15 protein-coding genes are annotated in these 21278 nt (G+C 36.6%); 4 read left to right on the top strand and 11 right to left on the bottom strand.

All coding sequences use genetic code 11. The features are described from left to right. The first annotated feature begins 43 nt into the window (after nucleotides 1-43). Complete coding sequence (locus MJQ71_RS03230) at nucleotides 44-1327, top strand: citrate synthase (RefSeq protein ID WP_238804392.1); 1284 nt, start codon at nucleotides 44-46, stop codon at nucleotides 1325-1327. Nucleotides 1328-1397: 70 nt separating this feature from the next. Here the strand turns inward: MJQ71_RS03230 and MJQ71_RS03235 are convergent, their stop codons facing one another. Then, nucleotides 1398-1988 carry a riboflavin synthase gene (locus MJQ71_RS03235; RefSeq protein WP_238804393.1) on the bottom strand — a complete coding sequence of 197 codons (591 nt, stop codon included), beginning with the start codon at nucleotides 1986-1988 and terminating at the stop codon, nucleotides 1398-1400. A 139-nt stretch (nucleotides 1989-2127) separates the two neighbouring features. On the opposite strand from MJQ71_RS03235, the gene MJQ71_RS03240 reads away from it, so the two are divergent. Both MJQ71_RS03240 and MJQ71_RS03245 read left to right on the top strand, forming a co-directional pair. Then, nucleotides 2128-2721, top strand: coding sequence for a DUF1684 domain-containing protein (locus MJQ71_RS03240; protein ID WP_238804394.1), 594 nt, complete (start codon nucleotides 2128-2130; stop codon nucleotides 2719-2721). 138 nt (nucleotides 2722-2859) lie between these two features. After that, complete coding sequence (locus MJQ71_RS03245; protein ID WP_238804395.1) at nucleotides 2860-5322, top strand: zinc-dependent metalloprotease; 2463 nt, start codon at nucleotides 2860-2862, stop codon at nucleotides 5320-5322. 53 nt (nucleotides 5323-5375) lie between these two features. On the opposite strand, the gene MJQ71_RS03250 is transcribed toward MJQ71_RS03245, so the two are convergent. Then, nucleotides 5376-6188 carry a DUF3298 and DUF4163 domain-containing protein gene (locus MJQ71_RS03250; protein ID WP_238804396.1) on the bottom strand — a complete coding sequence of 271 codons (813 nt, stop codon included), beginning with the start codon at nucleotides 6186-6188 and terminating at the stop codon, nucleotides 5376-5378. 147 nt (nucleotides 6189-6335) lie between these two features. Then, nucleotides 6336-7658, bottom strand: coding sequence for an alpha-L-fucosidase (locus MJQ71_RS03255; protein WP_238804397.1), 1323 nt, complete (start codon nucleotides 7656-7658; stop codon nucleotides 6336-6338). Nucleotides 7659-7842: 184 nt separating this feature from the next. On the opposite strand from MJQ71_RS03255, the gene MJQ71_RS03260 reads away from it, so the two are divergent. After that, nucleotides 7843-8682, top strand: a complete 840-nt coding sequence (locus tag MJQ71_RS03260; RefSeq protein WP_238804399.1) for an endonuclease/exonuclease/phosphatase family protein — start codon at nucleotides 7843-7845, stop codon at nucleotides 8680-8682. A 50-nt stretch (nucleotides 8683-8732) separates the two neighbouring features. Here the strand turns inward: MJQ71_RS03260 and MJQ71_RS03265 are convergent, their stop codons facing one another. The 8 genes from MJQ71_RS03265 to MJQ71_RS03300 all read right to left on the bottom strand — a co-directional run bounded on the left by MJQ71_RS03265 (nucleotide 8733) and on the right by MJQ71_RS03300 (nucleotide 21257). Next, complete coding sequence (locus MJQ71_RS03265; protein ID WP_238804401.1) at nucleotides 8733-9239, bottom strand: GNAT family N-acetyltransferase; 507 nt, start codon at nucleotides 9237-9239, stop codon at nucleotides 8733-8735. A 31-nt stretch (nucleotides 9240-9270) separates the two neighbouring features. Beyond that, entirely contained in the window at nucleotides 9271-10143 is an 873-nt protein-coding gene (locus MJQ71_RS03270; protein WP_238804403.1) for a transglutaminase family protein, read from the bottom strand. Next, nucleotides 10133-12700 carry a circularly permuted type 2 ATP-grasp protein gene (locus MJQ71_RS03275; RefSeq protein WP_238804405.1) on the bottom strand — a complete coding sequence of 856 codons (2568 nt, stop codon included), beginning with the start codon at nucleotides 12698-12700 and terminating at the stop codon, nucleotides 10133-10135. Before MJQ71_RS03275 ends, MJQ71_RS03270 begins: the two co-directional genes overlap by 11 nt. Before the next feature lie 143 nt (nucleotides 12701-12843). Further along, nucleotides 12844-16245, bottom strand: coding sequence for a transglutaminase family protein (locus MJQ71_RS03280; RefSeq protein WP_238804407.1), 3402 nt, complete (start codon nucleotides 16243-16245; stop codon nucleotides 12844-12846). A 317-nt stretch (nucleotides 16246-16562) separates the two neighbouring features. Then, the gene (locus MJQ71_RS03285; protein ID WP_238804410.1) at nucleotides 16563-17516 is read right to left on the bottom strand and encodes a TIM barrel protein; all 954 of its coding nucleotides are present in this window, start codon (nucleotides 17514-17516) and stop codon (nucleotides 16563-16565) included. 48 nt (nucleotides 17517-17564) lie between these two features. After that, complete coding sequence (locus tag MJQ71_RS03290) at nucleotides 17565-18461, bottom strand: SMP-30/gluconolactonase/LRE family protein (RefSeq protein ID WP_238804412.1); 897 nt, start codon at nucleotides 18459-18461, stop codon at nucleotides 17565-17567. Nucleotides 18462-18585: 124 nt separating this feature from the next. Beyond that, nucleotides 18586-20763 (bottom strand): xanthine dehydrogenase family protein molybdopterin-binding subunit, encoded by a 2178-nt coding sequence (locus MJQ71_RS03295; protein WP_238804414.1) that lies wholly within the window; start codon nucleotides 20761-20763, stop codon nucleotides 18586-18588. A gap of 5 nt (nucleotides 20764-20768) precedes the next feature. Next, nucleotides 20769-21257 carry a (2Fe-2S)-binding protein gene (locus MJQ71_RS03300; RefSeq protein WP_238804416.1) on the bottom strand — a complete coding sequence of 163 codons (489 nt, stop codon included), beginning with the start codon at nucleotides 21255-21257 and terminating at the stop codon, nucleotides 20769-20771. Between the last annotated feature and the right edge of the window lie 21 nt (nucleotides 21258-21278).

The following is a 21278-nucleotide window of genomic DNA, read 5'->3' on the forward strand; positions in this document are numbered from 1 at the left end:
CATCAGCAGATTTCAGTAATACAAAATAATCTTAATGTTTCTTATGGCTGGCACAGCAGAAATAATACTTGACGGTAAATCGTACCAATATCCTACCATTGAAGGTACAGAAGGTGAAAAAGCAATTGATATTGCCAAACTTCGTGACGAAACAGGCTACATAACGATTGATAGCGGTTACAAAAATACAGGTGCAACAAAAAGTGCCATTACGTTTTTAGATGGCGAATTAGGGATTCTTCACTATCGTGGTTATTCTATTGAAGATCTTGCCGAAAAAGCTAACTTTTTAGAAGTTGCTTATTTACTTATTTATGGAGAATTGCCAACTAGCGAGCAGTACAATAAGTTTGAACATGATATTCGTACGCACACCATTGTGAACGAAGATATGCGTAGAATTTTCAACGGTTTTCCAGTAAATGCTCATCCAATGGGCGTTATGTCATCATTAGTAAGTGCGATGAGTGGTTTTTATCCTGACTCGTACGATGATAAAGCTCCAGACCGTACTGAAACTCATATCATTCGTTTGTTGGCGAAATTCCCAACTTTGGCAACTTGGTGTTATAAAAAATCACACGGACATCCAATAAATTACCCAAAAAACTCATTAGACTATTGTTCTAATTTCTTGCACATGATGTTTTCATTGCCAGTGGAAGATTATCATGTTGACCCAGTAGTTTCAGCAGCCTTGAACAAATTATTGATTCTTCATGCTGACCACGAGCAAAACTGTTCTACTTCAACTGTTCGTTTGGTAGGTTCGTCAAAAGCAAATATTTACTCATCGATTTCGGCAGGAATTTCGGCACTTTGGGGGCCATTGCATGGTGGAGCAAACCAAGAAGTAATTGAAATGCTAGAAGAAATCAAAGCTGATGGCGGAGATGTAATGAAGTTTGTAAATAAAGCGAAAGATAAAAATTCTGGTTTCCGTTTAATGGGCTTTGGCCACAGAGTATATAAAAACTTTGACCCTCGTGCCAAAATTATCAAAAAAGCAGCCGACGATATTTTAGAGAAATTGGGCGTAAACGACCCAGTTCTTGAAATTGCTAAAGGATTGGAAGAAGCCGCTTTACACGATGATTATTTCGTTTCAAGAAAATTATATCCAAACGTTGATTTCTATTCAGGTATCATTTATCGTGCATTAGGAATTCCGACAAACATGTTTACAGTAATGTTTGCATTGGGTCGTCTTCCTGGTTGGATTGGACAGTGGAAAGAAATGAGAGCTAACAAAGAACCAATCGGTCGCCCTCGCCAAATTTATACAGGTGCAACTTTACGCCCGTTTGTACCGATTGAAAATCGTTAATTATTCAGAATCTTGAATATAGATATTAAAAAAGGAAGCAGTAATGCTTCCTTTTTTAATATAAAATAACCTATTTCCTAGATAGAATTTTCTGCATATATTTTCCCAGAATATCAAATTCCAAATTAATAATGCTACCAACTTTTAATTGATGAAAATTAGTATGTTCCCAAGTGTAAGGAATGATAGCCACACTAAATCCGTTATCTTTTGAGTTAACAACCGTCAAACTTACACCATTGATACAAATCGAACCCTTTTCAACGGTAATATTATTGTTTGAACCATCGTATTCAAATGAAATTAACCAACTTCCATTTTGGTCTTCAATAGCAGTGCAAATGCCTGTTTGGTCAACATGTCCCTGCACAATATGACCATCAAAACGTCCATTTGCCGGCATACAACGCTCCAAGTTTACTTTATCACCAATATTAAGTTTGCCCAAATTGGTCTTTTTCAATGTTTCATCAATAGCAGTTACGCTATATTGATTGGGAGTTGAATTCTGCACAACTGTTAAACAAACGCCATTATGAGACACACTTTGGTCAATTTTTAACTCGTTTGCAATTGCCGATTCAAATGTAAAAGTTAGATTTGTGCCTTCTGCTTTAATTTCCACTACTTGGGCCAATGCCTCTACGATTCCAGTAAACATATTTTTTATTTTTTAAAGGTGCGAATAACGGAAATTCTTTGGAGAAAAGAATAGTTTTTGTGTATTTTTACTAAATAGTATTGATTTCAACTTTGTTTACAAGTTTTGATAAATCTGTCAAAACATTATTTATTGAGAGATGTTTAAAAACAAAATTTTCTTGTTAGTAATGATTCTAGGCATCATCGGAATCATGTTTTATTCATTGAGTGGTTCGGAAAGTTATGCAGAAACTGTTCAGAAACAAAGAGATGTTTTCTTGCACAATTTGATGGATGAAAAGGATTCGCCAATTGCTTCTTTAAAAGATTTTTCGGGAATAAAATATTTTGATGCCGATACAAAGTTTATTGTGAATGCCGATTTTCAAGCAATTAATTCGTCCGAGCAAGGCATGATTTTGATGACTGATAGTACACAAAGTGAAATCAAGAAAGCTGGGAAAGCTATTTTTTCGATAAATGGAAAAACTTTTACTGTGAGCCTTTTCGATGAAGGAGAGAAGTTTTTGTTGCCATTTCGAGATTTAACAAGTGGAAAAGAAACTTATGGCGGTGGACGATTCATTAATATTCCGAAGGATAAATTAATCGATAATACGATAGAAATTGATTTTAATAGTGCTCATAATTTTTATTGTGCATATAATGAGAGTTATATCTGTCCAATTCCACCAAAAGAAAATTTTATTGATGCCGAAATTAATGCTGGAGAAAAGAGGTATAAAGAGTAGTTTTTATTAGAAGATGTTTTTATGGTAAATTCAATAAGACTTTTATTGTCTTAATTTCTCAGTTTATCCGCTGTCAAATCGATTTCATCAATTTTTATCACAAAAATAAATTTCATCAAACCAAAACCTTAGAAATCAATGCAAAAACACTTCATTAAAATTTTAATTTTATTAACATTCAGTTCATTTGCTTTCTCACAGGAACTAAAAACGATTGAAGCCTACACGGCTGGAATGGAAAAAAAAGAAGGCTTTCTAAATTTCTATTGGAATGCCAAAGAAGGAAAGATTTGGCTAGAAATTGACAAATTCGATACTGAACTTTTGTATTATCCATCGTTGGCACAGGGTGTTGGTTCAAATGATATTGGTTTAGACCGTGGTCGTTTGGGTCAGGAACACGTAGTGAAATTTCAACGCTTGGGCAATAAAATATTGATGATTGAACCGAATTATGCTTATCGAGCCATTTCAAATGACCCTTTAGAAAAACGTGCGGTGGACGAATCCTTTGCAAAGTCTGTTCATTTTGGTTTTGAAATTAAAGCTGAAAGTAATGGCAAAGTTTTGGTTGATTTAACGCCTTTTTTGTTGCAAGATGCTGTTGGGGCAGTGCAAGATATTGCCCGAACGAAGCAAGGAAATTATCGTTTTGATGTTTCTCGAAGTGCAGTTTATTTACCGCATTCAAAAAGTTTTCCAAAAAATACTGAGTTTGAAACCATCATTACTTTGACAGGTGAAAATGCTGGACAATATTTACGTGAAGTTGTGCCAACGCCTTCGATCGTGACGATGCACCAGCATCATTCTTTTGTAGAATTACCTGATTTGTCAAAAAATGAATTTAAAGCAAGAGAATTTGACCCACGAATTGGCTACGGAGGTATCGAATATTTTGATTATGCAACTCCAATCAGTGAGCCAATTATGAAGCGTTACATTTCTCGCCACCGTTTGAAGAAAAAAGACCCAACTTCGATGGTGAGTGAAGCAGTTCAACCCATTGTTTATTATATGGACCCTGGTGCACCCGAACCCATTCGTTCGGCTTTGATGGAAGGGGCTTCTTGGTGGAATCAAGCCTATGAAGCGGCTGGATATAAAGATGCTTTTCAGGTGAAATTACTCCCTGTGGATGCAGACCCAATGGATATTCGTTATAATCTCATTCAATGGGTGCATAGAAGTACTCGTGGCTGGTCGTATGGTGCGAGTATTATTGACCCACGCACAGGTGAAATCTTGAAAGGAAAAGTAACATTAGGCTCATTACGGGTGCGTCAAGATTTTTTAATTGCTCAAGGTTTTCTTGGAGATTATGAAACCGATTCATCGAAAGTAAAAGAAATAACTCAGATGTCAATCGACCGATTGAAGCAACTAGCTGCTCATGAAGTAGGACACACATTGGGCTTACCCCATAATTATATTTCTAGCATTGCAGGTCGGGCTTCCGTGATGGATTATCCGCATCCTTTGGTTGATTATGCCAATGGAAAATTCGACCTTTCACGTGCTTATGCAATGGGAATTGGAGATTATGACAAAGCTTCAATTATTTGGGGATACCAAGATTTTCCTGCAAATACCAACGAAAAAGCCGAATTAGAAAAAATTGTTCAAAATACTCTTCGCAAAGGTTTACGTTTTTTGACCGACCAAGATGCTCGTCCAGAAGGCTCGGTGAGTCCTACTACACACTTATGGGATAATGGAGCTGACCCAATTGATGAGCTTAAAAGAGTCATAGGATTACGTAAAATTGCATTGAAAAACTTTACTGAGAAGAAAATCACTAAAGCTACGCCAATGGCCAATTTGGAAGAAGTTTTAGTTCCAATGTATATGTATCATCGTTTTCAAACAGAAGCTACGGCAAAAGTTTTGGGTGGTGCTGATTATAATTTCGCCTTACGTGGTGATGGTCAAATGGTTTATGAACCAGTACCTGCGATAAAACAAAGAGAAGCTTTTAATGCATTGATGAGTACACTTTCTCCCGAATTTTTAGCTGTTCCAGAACATATTCTGAAAATGATTCCGCCACGTGCATTTAGATATGATGCTAATCCGAGGGAAACTTTCAAACGACATACTGGATTAGGGTTCGACCCGCTTGCCCCTGCTGAAGCATCGGCAGGTTTGACTTTAAGACTGATTTTAAATCCAGAGAGAAGTTCAAGATTAGTGAGCCAAAGAGTGTTAAAAGCCGATTTGCCGACATTTTCTGAAATTACCAAAGAAATGAATAAGAAGCTTTGGAAAAAGCCAGCGATGGTTGATAATATGAGTTATTACGCACAAATCGACCGCATGGTAGCGATGCAATATCTTGACCATTTGATGAAATTAGCTAACAATAAAGAAACCACTGCTGAAGTACGCATGAACGCGTATGCTGCCATTGATGATATAAAATCTTGGGTTACAAGTAAACTATTCGATGGTGGAGGTTTTGCTCGACTTACTTTATTGAAAATCAAACAATTTGAAGAAAATCCTGAAGCCACGATTTCATCAAATGCCCTCACGCCGCCAGATGGCCAGCCAATTGACTCAGGTTATGATTGGTTAGAGGCAGATTGTGATTGGAAATAAATAATCATAAAAAAAGCGTTCCATTTTTGGAACGCTTTTTTTATGCTAAAAATCTACTTAATATCTTTCCGTGCAATTAGGCCGACTTCTTCCCAAGTTAAAGAAAAACTAATCGGGCCAAGAGCGTATGCGGCTGCTTCATAAGGATTATACAAGAATGTTAAACCTGTTTTGGTAATGGCAATATTTGCGGGTAAAAAGAATGGATTTCCCCAGAAATAGTCAGATTTGTTAAACTCAAAATCATTGTCTTTAGCAAATTGTTTCTGCGTTACTTCGAACTTCATTTCTGCCAATTTTTTGAGAGCAGTTGTATCCGAAACAATATCTGTCAATTTGAGTAAATCGCCAGTTTTAGCATTGAAATTCAAATAAGAAGTGTTAGAATTGCCATGAGCTCCACCTGTAAATGAAGTAACGTTATAATAAATTGAAATGACTTTTGGTGAAATCAAAAGTGTGTCACCAAAACCATAATAATCCCAACCCATTGATGGTAAATCAGCGTTTTCGGCTGTGTAAGTTTCGTATTCTTTGATAAAACCTTGAGCAAGTGTTTCTACTGAAGCCGTTTTTGTGGTTTTAACAGTATCATCCATACTAAACATTTCATTTTTTACTAATTGCTCTATTTGTGCATTTATTTTTGCGATAACAGTTTCATCGCCACCAGTTAATTTTGGGTATTTTATCGAAATACTTGTGATAGAAGTATCGCCTTCTGCTGAAATTTTTGGAGCTGTTTTGAGATTATAAGTAACGCTATCAACGCTAATCACAGCAGCATCTGTTGTTTGTGATTCTTTACTACTTTGGCAAGCCACAAAAGCAGTTGAACATAAAAATAATAGAAGAATGTTTTTCATTAGCAATTTTTTTAGTGGTTTAAAACCCAAAGTTATTATCTTTATTTATATGAGCATATTTTTTGAGAATAAATGCTCTTTTTTTTGAAAAAAAGCGTTTCAAATTGATTTGAAATGCTTTTACCGATGTAAGATTTATTTAGAAAATCATTCAGGCGTATTGTATAATTCAACTTTTGAAATGACTGGCTTAGCGAAAGATTCATCGAAGAAAATTCTTAATTCTTTGGCAGTAGTTTTTTGACAATAAACAATGCGTTTGCTACCAATTGTACTTGCCGAAATCACGTTTTTCCATTCGCCATTAACTTTTGCTTGAAGTGTAAATTTTTTCACTCTTTGTCCATATCGAATATCTTCTTGCACCACAAAACAGTTGAAAGTTTGGGGTTTTGCCAGCACAATATTATACGTATCTTTGCTAAAATCCTTTGTGAAAGAGCCAGCAGGCATTAAATTATTTTTGAAATATTCATTTCTTAAATTCTTGAAATTCATCAAAGCTTTTTCATCGTTTTCATGAATCAAACCACGGTTATCAACAGGAATATTGAGCAGAAGATTAGAACCACGACCAACCGATTTATTCCAAATATTCATTAAATCTTTATCAGTTTTTACTTTATTATCTTCATTTTTGTGGTAAAACCAACCTGGACGTATCGAAACATCGCATTCAGCAGGAATCCAATGCGTACCATGTTCGTCACCAACATTGAGATGCTCTGGCTTATTATAAGCAGGAAAAAGTTGGTTTCCATTGATGGTTGCCCAACAAGTTTCGCCTGCAAATCCATTTTCATTACCAACCCAACGAATATCTGGACCAGCATCACTAAAAATCAATGCATGTGGTTGATTTGCTTTTACTGTTTTATTAAAAAGCGGAAAATCATAAACTTGTTTTTTGCCGTTTGGTCCTTCGCCATTTGCTCCATCAAACCAAACTTCAAATAAATCTCCATATTGGGTTGTTACTTCTTTGAGCATATTTACGTAAACTTGGTTATATTCGGGCGTACCGTATGCAGGATGATTTCTATCCCATGGTGAAATATAAATGCCCATTTTTAAACCAAATTCCTTACAAGCTGCCGATAATTCCTTCAAAACGTCTCCTTTTCCATTTTTCCATTTGGATTCTCGAACTGTATGTGTTGAATATTTACTCGGATACAACGCAAATCCATCATGGTGTTTAGCTGTGATAATAATTCCTTTCATGCCAGCCGCTTTACAAATTCTGGCCCATTGACGGCAATCTAATTGTGTTGGATTGAAAATTTCCTCTTTTTCCGTACCATCTCCCCATTCTTTATCAGTGAAAGCATTTGGACCGAAATGAATAAAAGCATAATATTCCAATTGATGCCATTTTAATTGGTCGGCCGAAGGAATTGCTCCATAAGGTTTAGGTGTTTGTGCAAAAAGGACATTTGCAAAAAGTAGAAAAAGGAAGGTTTTTTTCATGAGTATTTTGATAGAATAGCGTTTTTGTTTACAAAAATAGGAAATGCAATTAATAATGTAATAATATTATCTTAATTCAATTTGATATTGTGGTACGCAATAGATATATATCTTTGTTGAATTATTTTACATTTGCAAAGAAAAAACTTCGACAAAAAATTATTTAACAAAACCCTCTAAAACTATGAAATTTTACTTCATTTTAACGCTAAATTTTTTGATAGCGACCCAAGCCTTTTCTCAAAAACATAACCCAATAACCATTGCTTCGTATAACTTGAGATTTAATACAAATAATGATGGAATTAACGCTTGGCCAAATCGAAAAGAACTTGTAAAAGGATTGATACGTTTTCATGAATTTGATATTTTTGGAATTCAAGAAGGGCTACGTGACCAACTTGATGATATTGCCGAATTGACGGATTTTACTTTTGTTGGAAATGGTCGTGATGATGGTAAAAAAGGGGGCGAACATTCATCTATTTTTTACAAAAAAACTCGCTTTACACTCTTAGAATCTGGTGATTTTTGGTTGAGCGAAACGCCCGATGTACCAGGAAAAGGTTGGGATGCAACTTGTTGTAATCGTATTTGCTCTTGGGCAAAATTCAAAGATGTAACCACTAAGAAAAAGTTTTATGTTTTTAACGTACATTTTGACCATCAAGGTGTAGTTGCTCGTCGTGAATCAGGAAAATTAATGGTAAAGAAAATTCAAGAAATAGCAAAAGATGCAATGGTTATTTTGACTGGTGATTTTAATTCTACGCCAGAAACTGAGCAAATTCAGCACATTCAAACATTATTGAGCGATGCAAAACAAGTAACACTATCACCAGCTTATGGCCCAGAAGGAACATTCAACGGCTTTAAGTTTGACGCACCACTAAAAAACAGAATTGATTATATTTTTACGAGCAAACAAGTGAGTGTTTTGAAATATGGTGTTCTGACTGATTCTTATGAACAACGTTATCCATCTGATCACCAGCCAGTTATGGCAAAAATAGTGCTTAATTGATAAAGTTATTTTTCAAAAACTCCGTAGCACAAAAGTGGATGTTACGGAGTTTACTTTACTTTTATGCTCCAATTTATGATTGTCCCTGATTCGCCGATTTGGGCAAAATTATTTTTTCTAAGAATGCTATGTGAACTGGTATTTATCTTTTCGGTAGAAGCTAAAACTTTAAGTACATTTGGTTGATTTTTAGCCCATTCCAGCATTCCGCCAACGGCTTCTGTCATATAGCCTTTTCTCTGAAAAGTGGGGTAGGTGCCATATCCAATTTCGATTTCCCCATCAATATTTGGTTCACCCATAAAGCATAAATCACCAACCATTTTGTTTTGTTCTTTCAAAATGAGCGTCCAAAGCGTTGAATAAAGGTAATTTTTATTAAAATCTGCTACGTTTGGAATAATTGCTACTTCGAGGGCTTCTTTGAGTTCGGGTGGAATAGTTCTTGAAGTTTTATTTAAGTTTAGTTCAATTTCTAAAGAATTATCTGCTTTAATGTATTTTAATAACTGTTCGTAAGTTAAAGGCATTAAAGTTAATCGTTCGGTTTCTATCATTTTTATGATGAAATTAAAATTAATAGTTTAGTCAATTTTCTTTCCCAATTACATCTACTTCGACGCTCACTTTATGTTCGCCCGAACTAAAAATGACACCTTTGAGAGGAGCAACATCGGCATAATCTCTGCCATAAGCTGTAATAATGTGTTTTTCTTGAGGAATAATATTATTAGTAGGGTCAAACTCGCACCAGCCCATTTCTGGAATATAAACCGAAATCCAAGCATGAGAAGCATCCGAACCTTGCAGTTTTGGCTTTCCTTTGGGAGGAAGAGTTTCGATATAACCACTCACATAACGTGCTGCCAAACCCATGCTTCGTAAACAGGCGATGGCTAAATGAGAAAAATCTTGGCAAACGCCTTTTTTTTCTTTAAGAACTGTTTTGAGCGGCGTATTTACACTTGTAAAACCAGATTTAAACTGAAATTCCTTGAAAATCTTAGTTGATAATTGACTTACTCCTTCAAAAAGTGGCTTAGTAGGAGCGAGACAATCTTGGGCAAAAGATTTTATTTCTTCGTCCCAATCAATAAAATGGCTTGGCAACTGAAATTGTAAAAGTTCTATTTTTAAACTTTGCTCATTTTTAAATTTTTCTCGTGCTTCCCCGCAAGTAATCGAACTTATTGGCGGCAATATTTTAGGCAAAACCTCAATATCGCTCGTTGCCACGACTTTCAATGTTTTATGTGGTTCATGGAGCGAAAAATAGTGTTGGATATTCCCGAAAAAGTCTTTTCTTGGATAAACTTTTGTTGGACTCGGCTCAATACTTAAATCAAAATTATGGCAAATTTGGTTTGGCAAAGTTTGGGGTTGCAAACAGAGGACACTGTGGTAATTATCAACAGAATTTACATAAGAATAGATGGTTTGATGCCTTAGCTTATATCTCATCAGAATTTATTTTTTCTATTGTTTCTAAAAACGAATGTTGTATGACTGAATGATTAAAATAGAGACTGGTAAGATTGCTCGTAACTGCCGAAATTAAATCGAAAACTTGTGCTAAAGTTTGGTCTAATTCTGGTCTATATTGCGTGTCTCCGTCTGCCTTGATTAAACTTTCAGCATCAATTAATTTTATTTTTGTACTTGCCTCTAAAACTGTTTTTTCGGCTAAGTTCAAGCGGTTTGGTTCAATACTTTTAGGTAATTTCGATAAGCAGTTTGAAAGTGTATCCAACAAAAACGATAGCGTATAAGGCAAGTTTTTTTCCAAGAAAATCATGTTCAAAACTGTCACCAAACTAATATGAGATTTGTAAATATTGCGATATTGGGCTAGCAAATGGTGATTTTCTAAGACCGCTTCCATCAGTACGTTTTCTACCTCTTCATTATTTTTGAAGCTAAAAGCCGAACGCAAAACTGACACAAGCGAGAGAATCCGTTCGATGTTTTTGCCTGCTTCGAGTAAATAAAATCCGTTATCTCTTGGCAAAGTTTCAAAGATATTTCCGTAAAAAGCAAAAAGGCGTGTATAAAGCATATCTAGCCCATGAGTGGCTTGATTGATGTTTGCAGAGCTAGAACTTTTAATGGAAATCAAGCTTTCTTCTATCAAATTAATAATTCTACGGGTATCATAGTTCCATTTCTCACTGACTTGTTGGGTTGTACGGAGCAAAGTCTGAATATCATAAGCCACAGAACCTCTTTTTTTAACATCACTAATCAAACTGAATAATTCGGTTGTTGGGTTTTCAAAAATTGAGGTATCTTCTTCTTCCGTAAAACCTGGATAAGTGAGCGTTAAATGCGTTAATGATTTGAACAAAACCACCAAGTATTCAGGCTGTTTTTGTCCTTTGTCATTTACATTTTCGTTGAGTCGGTCAAGAATAATTTTCAAGAAACTCGTTAAGGCCATGGTGCGTTCCAACAAACGACCTACCCAAAAAAGATTTTCGGCATTCCGACTTGTCAATGAGTTATTATGTTGATTGGAGGTGTTTTTACGCACCACAATTCGTTCATAATGCTCTGTTGGAGTGTCGGTTACAATCCAAGTATCTTTTGATAAACCACCTAATTGATTTGAAATTACAAATTTATCTTTGACTGGAGAACTGCGAGTAAGCCCACCTTGCATTACTTTATAGTCATTGCCATCCGAAACCAAAAATGCTCGCATGGCAGCAAAACGAGGTACCAATTTGCCATCTATGAACGAAGGTGTGGTTGATAAACTTACTTCTTGTTGAGCTACAAAATCTTTTGGATTTCGTCGAATCATCGTTTGTAATTCGAGCAATTGGTCTTTGGTCAACATTCTACCATAAATTGACTTGAAACCTTGTTTTCGATTGGCTTTTTTGATGATTAACTTCGGAATATTCTCAAGAACAAAATTTAATTCCTTGGGCTGACCGCACCACCAAGTTGCTACCGAATTCATTAGTAATGGTTCATCTAGCAAAAATTTACAAGCATTTTGCATAAATGCCATCAAACCATAATTTTCTACTACGCTCGTTCCAGGAGGATTCAAGACCGCCACATTTCCCAAACGCATCACTTGTAATAAGCCTGGAACGCCTAAAAGTGAGTTTTCTTTCAATTCAAGTGGGTCACACCATTCGTCATCTACTCTTCGGATAATCACATCTACTCGCTCTAATTGGTCAATTGATTTTAGCCAAACAAAACCATCCCTTACCATCAAATCGCTGCCTTGAACGAGCGTATAACCAAGATAAGAAGATAAATAAACGTGTTCAAAATAGGTTTCATTGCCTGGCCCTGGCGTGAGGAAAACAACATTTGGATTTTCGTTTGAAATATTTCCAAGTGTAGCAACAGTTTGCTGTAAATGATTAAAATAGGGTGAAAGCCGATTACGGTAGATATTTTTGTTTAATTCTGGAAAAACCTTGGCCATTACAGTACGGTTTTCAAGTGCATAACCTGAGCCAGATGGCGATTGCGTGCGATTATCCAATAACCACATTTTTCCATCGGGGCCACGAGCCATGTCACAAGCGTACAAAAGTAGTTGATTTTGCAGTTTTTGCTTTATATCAAAACATGGCAAAAGAAAGCCAGAATTATCAAAAACTAGCTCGGCAGGAATAATAGATTTTTTTATTAATAACTGTGGGCCGTAAATATCTCGTAAAATAAGGTCTAACAAATGAGCTCTTTGTTTGAGCCCTTTTTCAATGGTTTGCCATTCTTTTTGATGGATCAAAAATGGAATCGGGTCAAGTTTCCAAGGTCTGTTTATTCCGTTATTATTATCATAAACGTTATAAGTTACGCCATTTTCTTTTAATTTATTGATGATTTCTTGGTTACGCACTTCAAGTTCTTCAATGCCAATTGACTCCAAAGTATCAAAAAGACTTTGCCAATAAGGTTTCACCAGACCATTATGGTCGATTACTTCATCGTAAGAGTTAATTACTTTTTTATATGAATTAAGAAGGCTCAAAGATATATCTTTCGTCATTTGTTGATTTTATAGGGTTGATGCTCCATCTTTCACAAAATAATGCTTTTTAACTGTAAAAACCCAATAAATTCTTGAATTAAGCGTAAAAACTAATCCCCGATGCTTTAAGTATTTTTACTCAAAGCATCGGATTGAAAATTTCAGACTTTGGCTTTCCAATAGTGTCTTAAATCTAATGTACTCGGATATTCAGGGTTTACTAGCTCAATAGGTGTGTCAGGCTTGAGGTCTGATTTATTTTGAGCCACAAATCTCGATACCGTTGGCGTATTAATAACTGGAGCAGTTTGCTCAATGGTGCTTGACGGCGTATGACCAAAATCCCAAAAACGGCTGATTTTTCTAGATTCTGCTTCGTAGCTATTTACAGGATAAGTATCAAAACTTCTACCTCCAGGATGAGAAACAAAGTAAGTGCAACCGCCTAAAACCCGATTATTCCAAGTATCAACAATGTCAAAAACAAGTGGAGCATCAACACCAATATTTGGGTGCAATGCCGAGGGCGGATTCCATGCTTTGTAGCGAATTCCAGCCACATATTCTCCTTTTGTTCCTGTACTTCTCAACGGAATTCGGCATCCTTTACAGAGCAAAATATGGCGTTCTGGAATAATTCCCGAAACTTTTACTTGTAATCTTTCGAGTGATGAGTCAACAAAACGAGCCGTACCCGAATTTGATAATTCTTCACCCAAAACGTGCCATGGCTCGATTCCTAAGCGAATTTCTAGCTGAATATTATCAACCGTGATTCCGCCATGATGTGGAAATCTGAATTCAAAGAATGGATCAAACCACGAAATATCAAAGTCATAACCAGCATCTTTGAGGTCATTTACCACATCAACCATATCCAAATAAGCAAAATGTGGTAATAAAAATTTATCGTGTAATTCTGTTCCCCAACGGATAAGCTTTTTCTTATAAGGGTTTTTCCAGAATTTTGCCACTAACGCCCGCACCAATAAGGTTTGTACCAAATTCATGTGTTTGTGAGGCGGCATATCAAAAGCTCGCAATTCTAAAATTCCTAGTCGCCCAGTTGATGAATCGGGCGAGTAAAGTTTATCAATACAAAATTCAGTTCGATGTGTATTTCCTGTAATATCTGTCAATAAATTCCTAAAAATTCTATCGACTAACCAAAAAGGAACTTCGCCTTTTTCTGGAATTTGGTCAAAGGCTATTTCCATTTCATAAAGGCGTTCATCACGCCCTTCGTCAATGCGTGGAGCTTGACTTGTTGGGCCAATAAATGGTCCTGCAAAAAGATAGCTCAAAGCAGGATGATGTTGCCAGTAAGTAATAAGGCTACGCAATAAATCTGGACGTCTGAGCAAGGGACTATCTTCTGGTTTTGATGCTCCAAGTGTTACGTGGTTGCCTCCGCCAGTACCAGTGTGACGCCCATCAACCATGAACTTGTCAGTTCCAAGGCGAGCAAAAAAGGCCTCTTCGTACAAAGCAGAAGTATTATCAACGATTTCTTGCCACGATTTGGCAGGATGAACGTTTACCTCAATAACTCCAGGGTCTGGGGTTACCATCATTTTCTCAATCCGATAATCAGATTTTGGCTGATAACCTTCAATTCTCACGGGAATTTGCAATTTTTCAGCAGTGGTTTCAACTGAGGCAATTAAATCGAGATAGGTTTCGAGATAATCTGTTGGCGGTAAGAAAACGTAAATAATTCCGTCACGTTCTTCAACACACAAAGCTGTTGCAAATGTATCAACTTCAAAAAGTAAATTTTCTTTTTCAGCAGTTTCTTCTTCTGCAACCTTTTTTTCAGGTGCTTTATAATTGGGTGAAGTTTTACCATATCGCTCCTCAACAGTTTGAGCATAATCACCCAAAGGAGGTAATTCTTCAAATAAACTTCTTTCTACTGGATATTCACGTTTTTGTTTTGAAGTTTTGGGCAAAGACTCTAAAGGTAAACGTAAACCGATTGGTGAGTTTCCAGGAATTAAATAACATTGCTGACGGCGGAATTCCCAAACACAACTTGTCCAATTGGCAGTTTCATGTATCCATTTCAAAGGCAGAACAAACCCTGAAGGGTTATTTAAGCCTTTTTCAAGTAATTTTGCTAGTGTATGTCGCTGAACAGAATCTTTTAAATTTACCGCTAAAGGGTCGAGATTAACAGGTAATTTACCTTCTTCCAATGCCCAATAAATAGGGTCTTCGTAAGTAGGAGTAATATTTTTTATGTCGATTCCAAGATACTTTGTAAGTTCGATAGCGAAGCGTTCGGCATCATGGAAAGTAAATTTTGTTTCGCCTTCTTTTGCTACTAAATCATCGTTTTTCCAGATTGGTAGTCCATCTTTTCTCCAATAAAGTGCATATTGCCAACGAGGAAATAATTCGCCAGGATACCATTTGCCTTGTCCAAAATGTAATAATCCTCCATGTGCAAAACGTTGTTTTAATCGTAGAGCTAAATCATACGCAAGTTTGCGTTTGAGTGGGCCATCTGCAGTTGAGTTCCATTCTGGCGACTCAAAATCATCAATCGAAACGAAAGTTGGTTCTCCACCCATAGTAAGCCTTACATCGCCTTCGATTAAGTCTTTTTCTACCACATTTCCTACTTGCATTACCTTTTCCCATTGTTGTTCGGTATAAGGTTTTGTCACTCTTGGGTCTTCATGAATCCGAAAAACACTATTATCGAACTCAAAACTTACTTCACAAACATCGGTTGCTCCTGTAATTGGTGCAGCACTTGCATAATCAGGTGTGCAACTAAGTGGAATATGTCCTTCACTTGCAAAAAGTCCTGATGTTGGGTCAAGTCCAATCCAGCCTGCACCTGGAACATAAGTTTCTACCCAAGCGTGTAAATCAGTAAAGTCTTTTTCGGGGCCAGACGGGCCGTCCAATGATTTTATATCCGAAGTGAGTTGTACCAAATATCCCGATACGAATCTTGTTGCTAGGCCAAAGCTTCGTAAAATTTGTACCAAAAGCCACGCAAAATCTCGACAAGAACCGCTTCCAATAGTTAGGGTTTCTTCGCAATTTTGAACACCAGTTTCTAATCTAATATTGTATTTGAGTGCATTGTAAACTTGTTGATTGGCATAAACCAAAAAATCGACAATATTAATATCTTTTTTGATAAACATTTGGTCGATGAAATGCTTGGTTTTTTCACCAACATCTTTTACTTCTAAATAGGGAACAAGCTCTTTTTGAAGCGTTGTTTCGTATTTAAAAGGAAATTTTTCAGCGTATTCTTCTACAAAAAAATCGAAAGGATTAATTACTTGCAATTTGGCAATAACTTCTACTTCGATGCGTAATTCGGTAGTTTTGTCAGGAAAAACAACCCTTGCTTGGTAATTACCGAAAGGGTCTTGCTGCCAATTAATAAAATGGTTTTCGGGAAAAATCTTGAAAGAATAACTTTCAATTTGTGTTCGTGAATGAGCAGCAGGTCTTAACCGAAAAATATGAGGTGAAAGATTAACACTCCTATCAAATTTATAGGCTGTTTTATGCGAAATGGCAACTTTTATAGACATAAGTATTTTTTAGCTTAGAATCAACTATCCTAAATATAGAACTAAAAAAAATATTTTGTAACAGTAGTTTAAATTAAATCATAAAAACCCTTGAAAAATAAAATTTTTTGGTGGATTAATGCAAGAAAATAATTTTAATCTCTGAATACTTGGAGAGAACTTTTCAGTCGAAGAAAAAATGTTTTATGAAAGTTTCGTTTTAACCTTACTATATTTTCAGCAAATATTAATCAGCAAGAATGAAATAAAAAATTCTTGGTAGAACTGCCATATAATGACTTATCTACCAGGAAAATAATGATTTTTTTTGCAAAAAATTAAGCTCCAACAGCTTTTGCAACCGAAGCTTTCATTTTCTCAAGGCCGATTTTCGCAGCGTCGAAAGCAGGCATTTTCCAATAATCTTCGTTGAAAAGCTCTAAAGAAAGCACAATTGGGGTGTTTTTTTGGTTTAAAATCTGAAATATTTGGTCGAGTGGAGCAACGCCATCACCTGGGAAAACTCGGTAACTGTCATTGATTTTTTCTCGTGAAAGGTTGGCTGGATAATCATTGACGTGAAACATCTGCATGCACTCACCGTTGAGCATTTTTAAGGCATTAAAATCCGAACCGCCTTTGTATAAATGATAAACATCTGACAACACAACTGCTTTTGGGTGTCCAGTTTCTGAAGCAACAAAAAGAGCTTCACCGAAAAGATGTAAATTTGCCGAAAATCCCCACATTTCTAATTGTGGTAACACGCCCATTTCATCACCCAAGTCGAGCATTTTTCGGTATCTTGCAGCAGCTTTTTGTAAGTCAATACCCGATTTATTGGTTGCCCCAAATGGTGGAGCGGCAATGCGTTTACAACCGATTTCGGACAACATTCCCATTTCTCTTTTGGTTTGTTCTAAAGCTTTAGCACGTTGATTTGGGTCATCAACAATCCAAGTCGCAAAACCAATGGCATCCTCAATTTGAATACCTAAATCTTTGACTTTTTGTCGAACATCTTTCAGATTACCACCTTTGGCAACGTAAGATTCTAGTGTATTTATCCAAATTTCAATGCCAGTGTAGCCAACTTTTGCTGCTAGTTCAATTTCGGCCATCAAACCGAGATTTTGCTTACGAATTGTACTTGTATTGAGACAAAAACTAAAATTATGTTTAGCAGCATTTTGTGGTTTAGCGGTTACACTTTCAAGACCAAGTGCCAAGCCCGCTCCAGTTGCTAGGGTTGATTTAATCAGATTTCTACGAGAAATATTGGAAGATTCCATGAGTTATGAATGAGATTAGAGATAAGATGATTCAAAGAAAAATGCTTATTAATTGCCTTTTACTTTCATTTTTAAAGTATAAACTGACTTTGAAGCCGTAATAAATAATGTTTTTCGGTCTTTTCCTCCGAAAGTAATATTTGCAGTCCAAGGTTCATTAACGTCGATATGCTCTATTTGAGTGCCATTTTTATCGAAAACTGTTACGCCTTTTCCTACTAAATAAACATTTCCTTGGCGGTCAACGGTCATTCCATCCGAACCCATCGAAGCGAAGAGTTTACGGTCAGTCAAAGTACCATCGCTATTGATGACGTAGGAGTATGTTTTGCGGTCGCCAATGTCGGCTACATATAAATTTTTACCATCTTTTGTTCCGATGATTCCATTGGGCATCACTAATTCTCTGGCTGCAATTGTCACAGTTTTTTTATCTGGAGATAAATAATAAACTCGTTTTTCAGGCAATTCCATGGTTGTTCGAGTCCAGTATTTTCTTGGATAAAAAGGGTCAGTAAAATAAATGCCACCTTTTGGGTCAATCCATAAATCGTTTGGTCCATTGAATTTTTTTCCTTCAAAATCATTGACCAAAACCGTTACATTTTTATTTTTATCGATTTTCCAAAGCTGATTTTCTAAATCAGCACAAGCAAGAAGGTTGCCATCATGGTCGAAATAAAGCCCATTTGAGCGACCAGTTTTGTCCATATATACTGAAATTATACCGTCGTTGGCTGACCATTTGTAGATTTTGTCATTAGGTTGGTCGGTAAAGAAAACATTTCCTTCGGCATCAGCGGCAGGGCCTTCGGTGAAAGCATATTCTCCCGACAGTTTGGTTAAAATTGCTCCTTTAGCAATAATTTTACTTTTAATTTCTTGGGTATAGCCATTTAAAATAAAAAGTAGCAAAAAAAAGATACTCGTTGAAGTTTTTTTCATAGGGTGAATAGAGGTTGTATTAAAACGAAAAAGGTTATTTCGCATGGCAAAATAACCTTTTTTAAAGCAAGCCCCAAATGAAGAACGATAATGTTTGACTAAAGGCAAAAAAATATCGACTATTTCAACTTAATCGTAGCGGTAATGAGCGTAACGCTTTACCTGTCAAATCCAAAATTGCACCTGCAATGGCTGGAGCAATAGGAGAAAGTGGAGGCTCGCCAACGCCATAAGGAATATCATCTCCTTCGAGGATAAATACCTGAATTTCAGGAACATCGGTTAGCATTGCCAATGGATATTGACTAAAGAAACCTTGTTCAATTTGTCCATCTTTTACCGTCAATTCTTCGTGAAGAGCAGCACTTATACCCATCATAATTGCACTTTCGACTTGTTGTTTGATTCCTTCTGGATTGATACTTTGTCCAACATCCATTACGTGGGTAACTTTTTTTACTTTGATTTTGTCTTCAAGAATTTCTATTTCTATCGCTGCGGCTGCAATAGTTTTTCGGTCATTTGCGATAGCAATTCCTCGCCCGACACTTTCAGTTTTTTGATTTTTCCACGCACTTTTTTCTGCAAGCGTTTCTAAAACTTTCTTGCTACGTTGTGCAATTTTATCCTCCTTGTCATGGAGCATATCGGTACGGAAAGTGATTGGATCTTTGCCTACTTTCTTTGCCAATTCGTTGATAAAACTTTCAATAGCAAAAGTATTGGGAAACATGCCAACGGCTCGCCAAATACTTATTGGCACAGGCACATCGGTATTCCAAACGGACGTTGCTTTGTTAGGAACGTTATACATAATACTTGCTCCGTGTCCTGCCGAAATAAAGTCCGAACCTAGCAATTTCAATACAATATCATTGCCATTAAGCAAAGTTTTAAGAATCATATCAGGCGTAGCTTGGTCGTGGGTAATGGCTTCTATTTGGCCATTTTTGTCGATTTTTGCTTGTAAAACATGATGTGTATTTGGTCGATATACGCCATTTTGAAACTCTTGCTGACGGCTATTAAACAATTTTACGGGTTTCCCAACTGCTTTTGAAATTAAGGCGGCTTCAACAAAATTTCCTTTGGTTGCTTTTCGTCCAAAACCTCCACCAACTAATGGCGTATGTACATCAATGTTATCCTTTTTTAGTTTGAGAGCTTTCGCAACCATATCTCTCACTTGACTTGGCCCTTGAGTACCTACAATGATTGTAGCTTTATCCGCTTCGACGTGGGCAATGGCCGCATTTACTTCCATTTGAGCGTGAGTGGCCATTGGCGTTCGGTATTCTTGCTTGAAAACCTCCGCCTGATTATCTTCAATAATACTACGGGCTTTGCCTTCTTTCTGCACATTTACTTCTTTTCCATTGCCAACAGTTACAAGTTTAATTAAATCTGCTTGTTGTGTTTTATTTGGCGTATTCCAAGAAACATTTATTTTCTTTACTGCACTATCAGCCGCATAGAAAGTTTTGGCTACAACAGCTACTAATTCTCCTTCATGAATAATTTTTATTACACCCGATGATTTGGCCGCTTCGCTAGTGTCAATCGTTTTGATAGTACCATCAATATAAGGAGATTGTAACAAAACGGCATAAAGCATATCAGGCAACTCGCTATCCATTGTATATTTAGCTGTACCCATTACCTTGGGTTTCAAATCAATACGTTTGACCGATTTACCAACATATTTGAAGGCCGATTTTGGTTTTAAAGCAGGCGTTTTTGGTATGTCCCATTCTTTGGTTGAACTGGCAATTTCTGCATAAGTTATTTTTTTATTGCCAGATGAAAGTACGCCATTTTCTGCTTTTATTGTGCCAATTGCTACGCCCCATTGTTTGCTTGCTGCTACTTTAAGCATTTCTCTCATCGTAGCTGCTACCTCTCTTATTGGTTCATAAAGGCTTGCTGTTGAGGTACTTCCACCCGTATTGATATTGTCAATTAAGCCACTGCTAGTACTGGCGTGTTCAACTTTTATTTGTTCAATGGGTACTTCTAATTCTTCGGCAGCTAGCATGGCAAAACCTGTCCAAATGCCTTGTCCCATTTCAATTTTAGGTGACTTCAATAAAATGGTGTTATCGGCTAAAACTTCAAACCAAAAATCAGGTTGAAACGAAGAAATGGAAGCTGGTAAATCCATGTTTTCGGCTTTTTGTGCCGTAAAACGACGCATCGGCGAGCAACCCAAATAACTGGCTACCACCGAACCTCCCAAAACAATTGCTCCTCTTTGTAAGAATTTCCTGCGAGAAAATGCTTTCTTATTTGTATCTGTTGACATAGTTTTTAAGGTTTTTGATTTTGAAGTTCAGCAGCTCTTTTGATGGCTTTAATGATGCGTGGATGCGTTCCGCATCGACAAATATTGGTGATACCATTTTTGATATCGTCATCACTCGGATTTGGATTATCTTTAATCAGCTTCGCTGCCGCCATCATAAACCCAGATTGACAATACCCACATTGTGGCACTTGTTCCTCCATCCAAGCTTGTTGAATTGGATGAAGTTGCAAATCTCCATCGGTGGTTTCTTTGCTTTTTGATAAACCTTCAAGAGTTGTGATTTCTTTACCAGCCACAAATTCGGCTGGGATTGAGCAAGAGCGAAGTGCTTCACCGTCAACGTGGAGCGTACAAGCTCCGCACATGGCTTGCCCACAGCCAAACTTAGTTGCCGTAAGTTTGAGTTCATCCCTAACCACCCAAAGCAGTGGCATATTTGGGTCAACGTCGATACTCGTTGGCTTACCATTTATTTTAAAGTCAATTTTCATCCGTTTTATAATTGTTAGTTT

It is taken from the genome of Emticicia aquatica (assembly GCF_923079645.1).
Lineage (GTDB): Bacteria > Bacteroidota > Bacteroidia > Cytophagales > Spirosomataceae > Emticicia > Emticicia aquatica.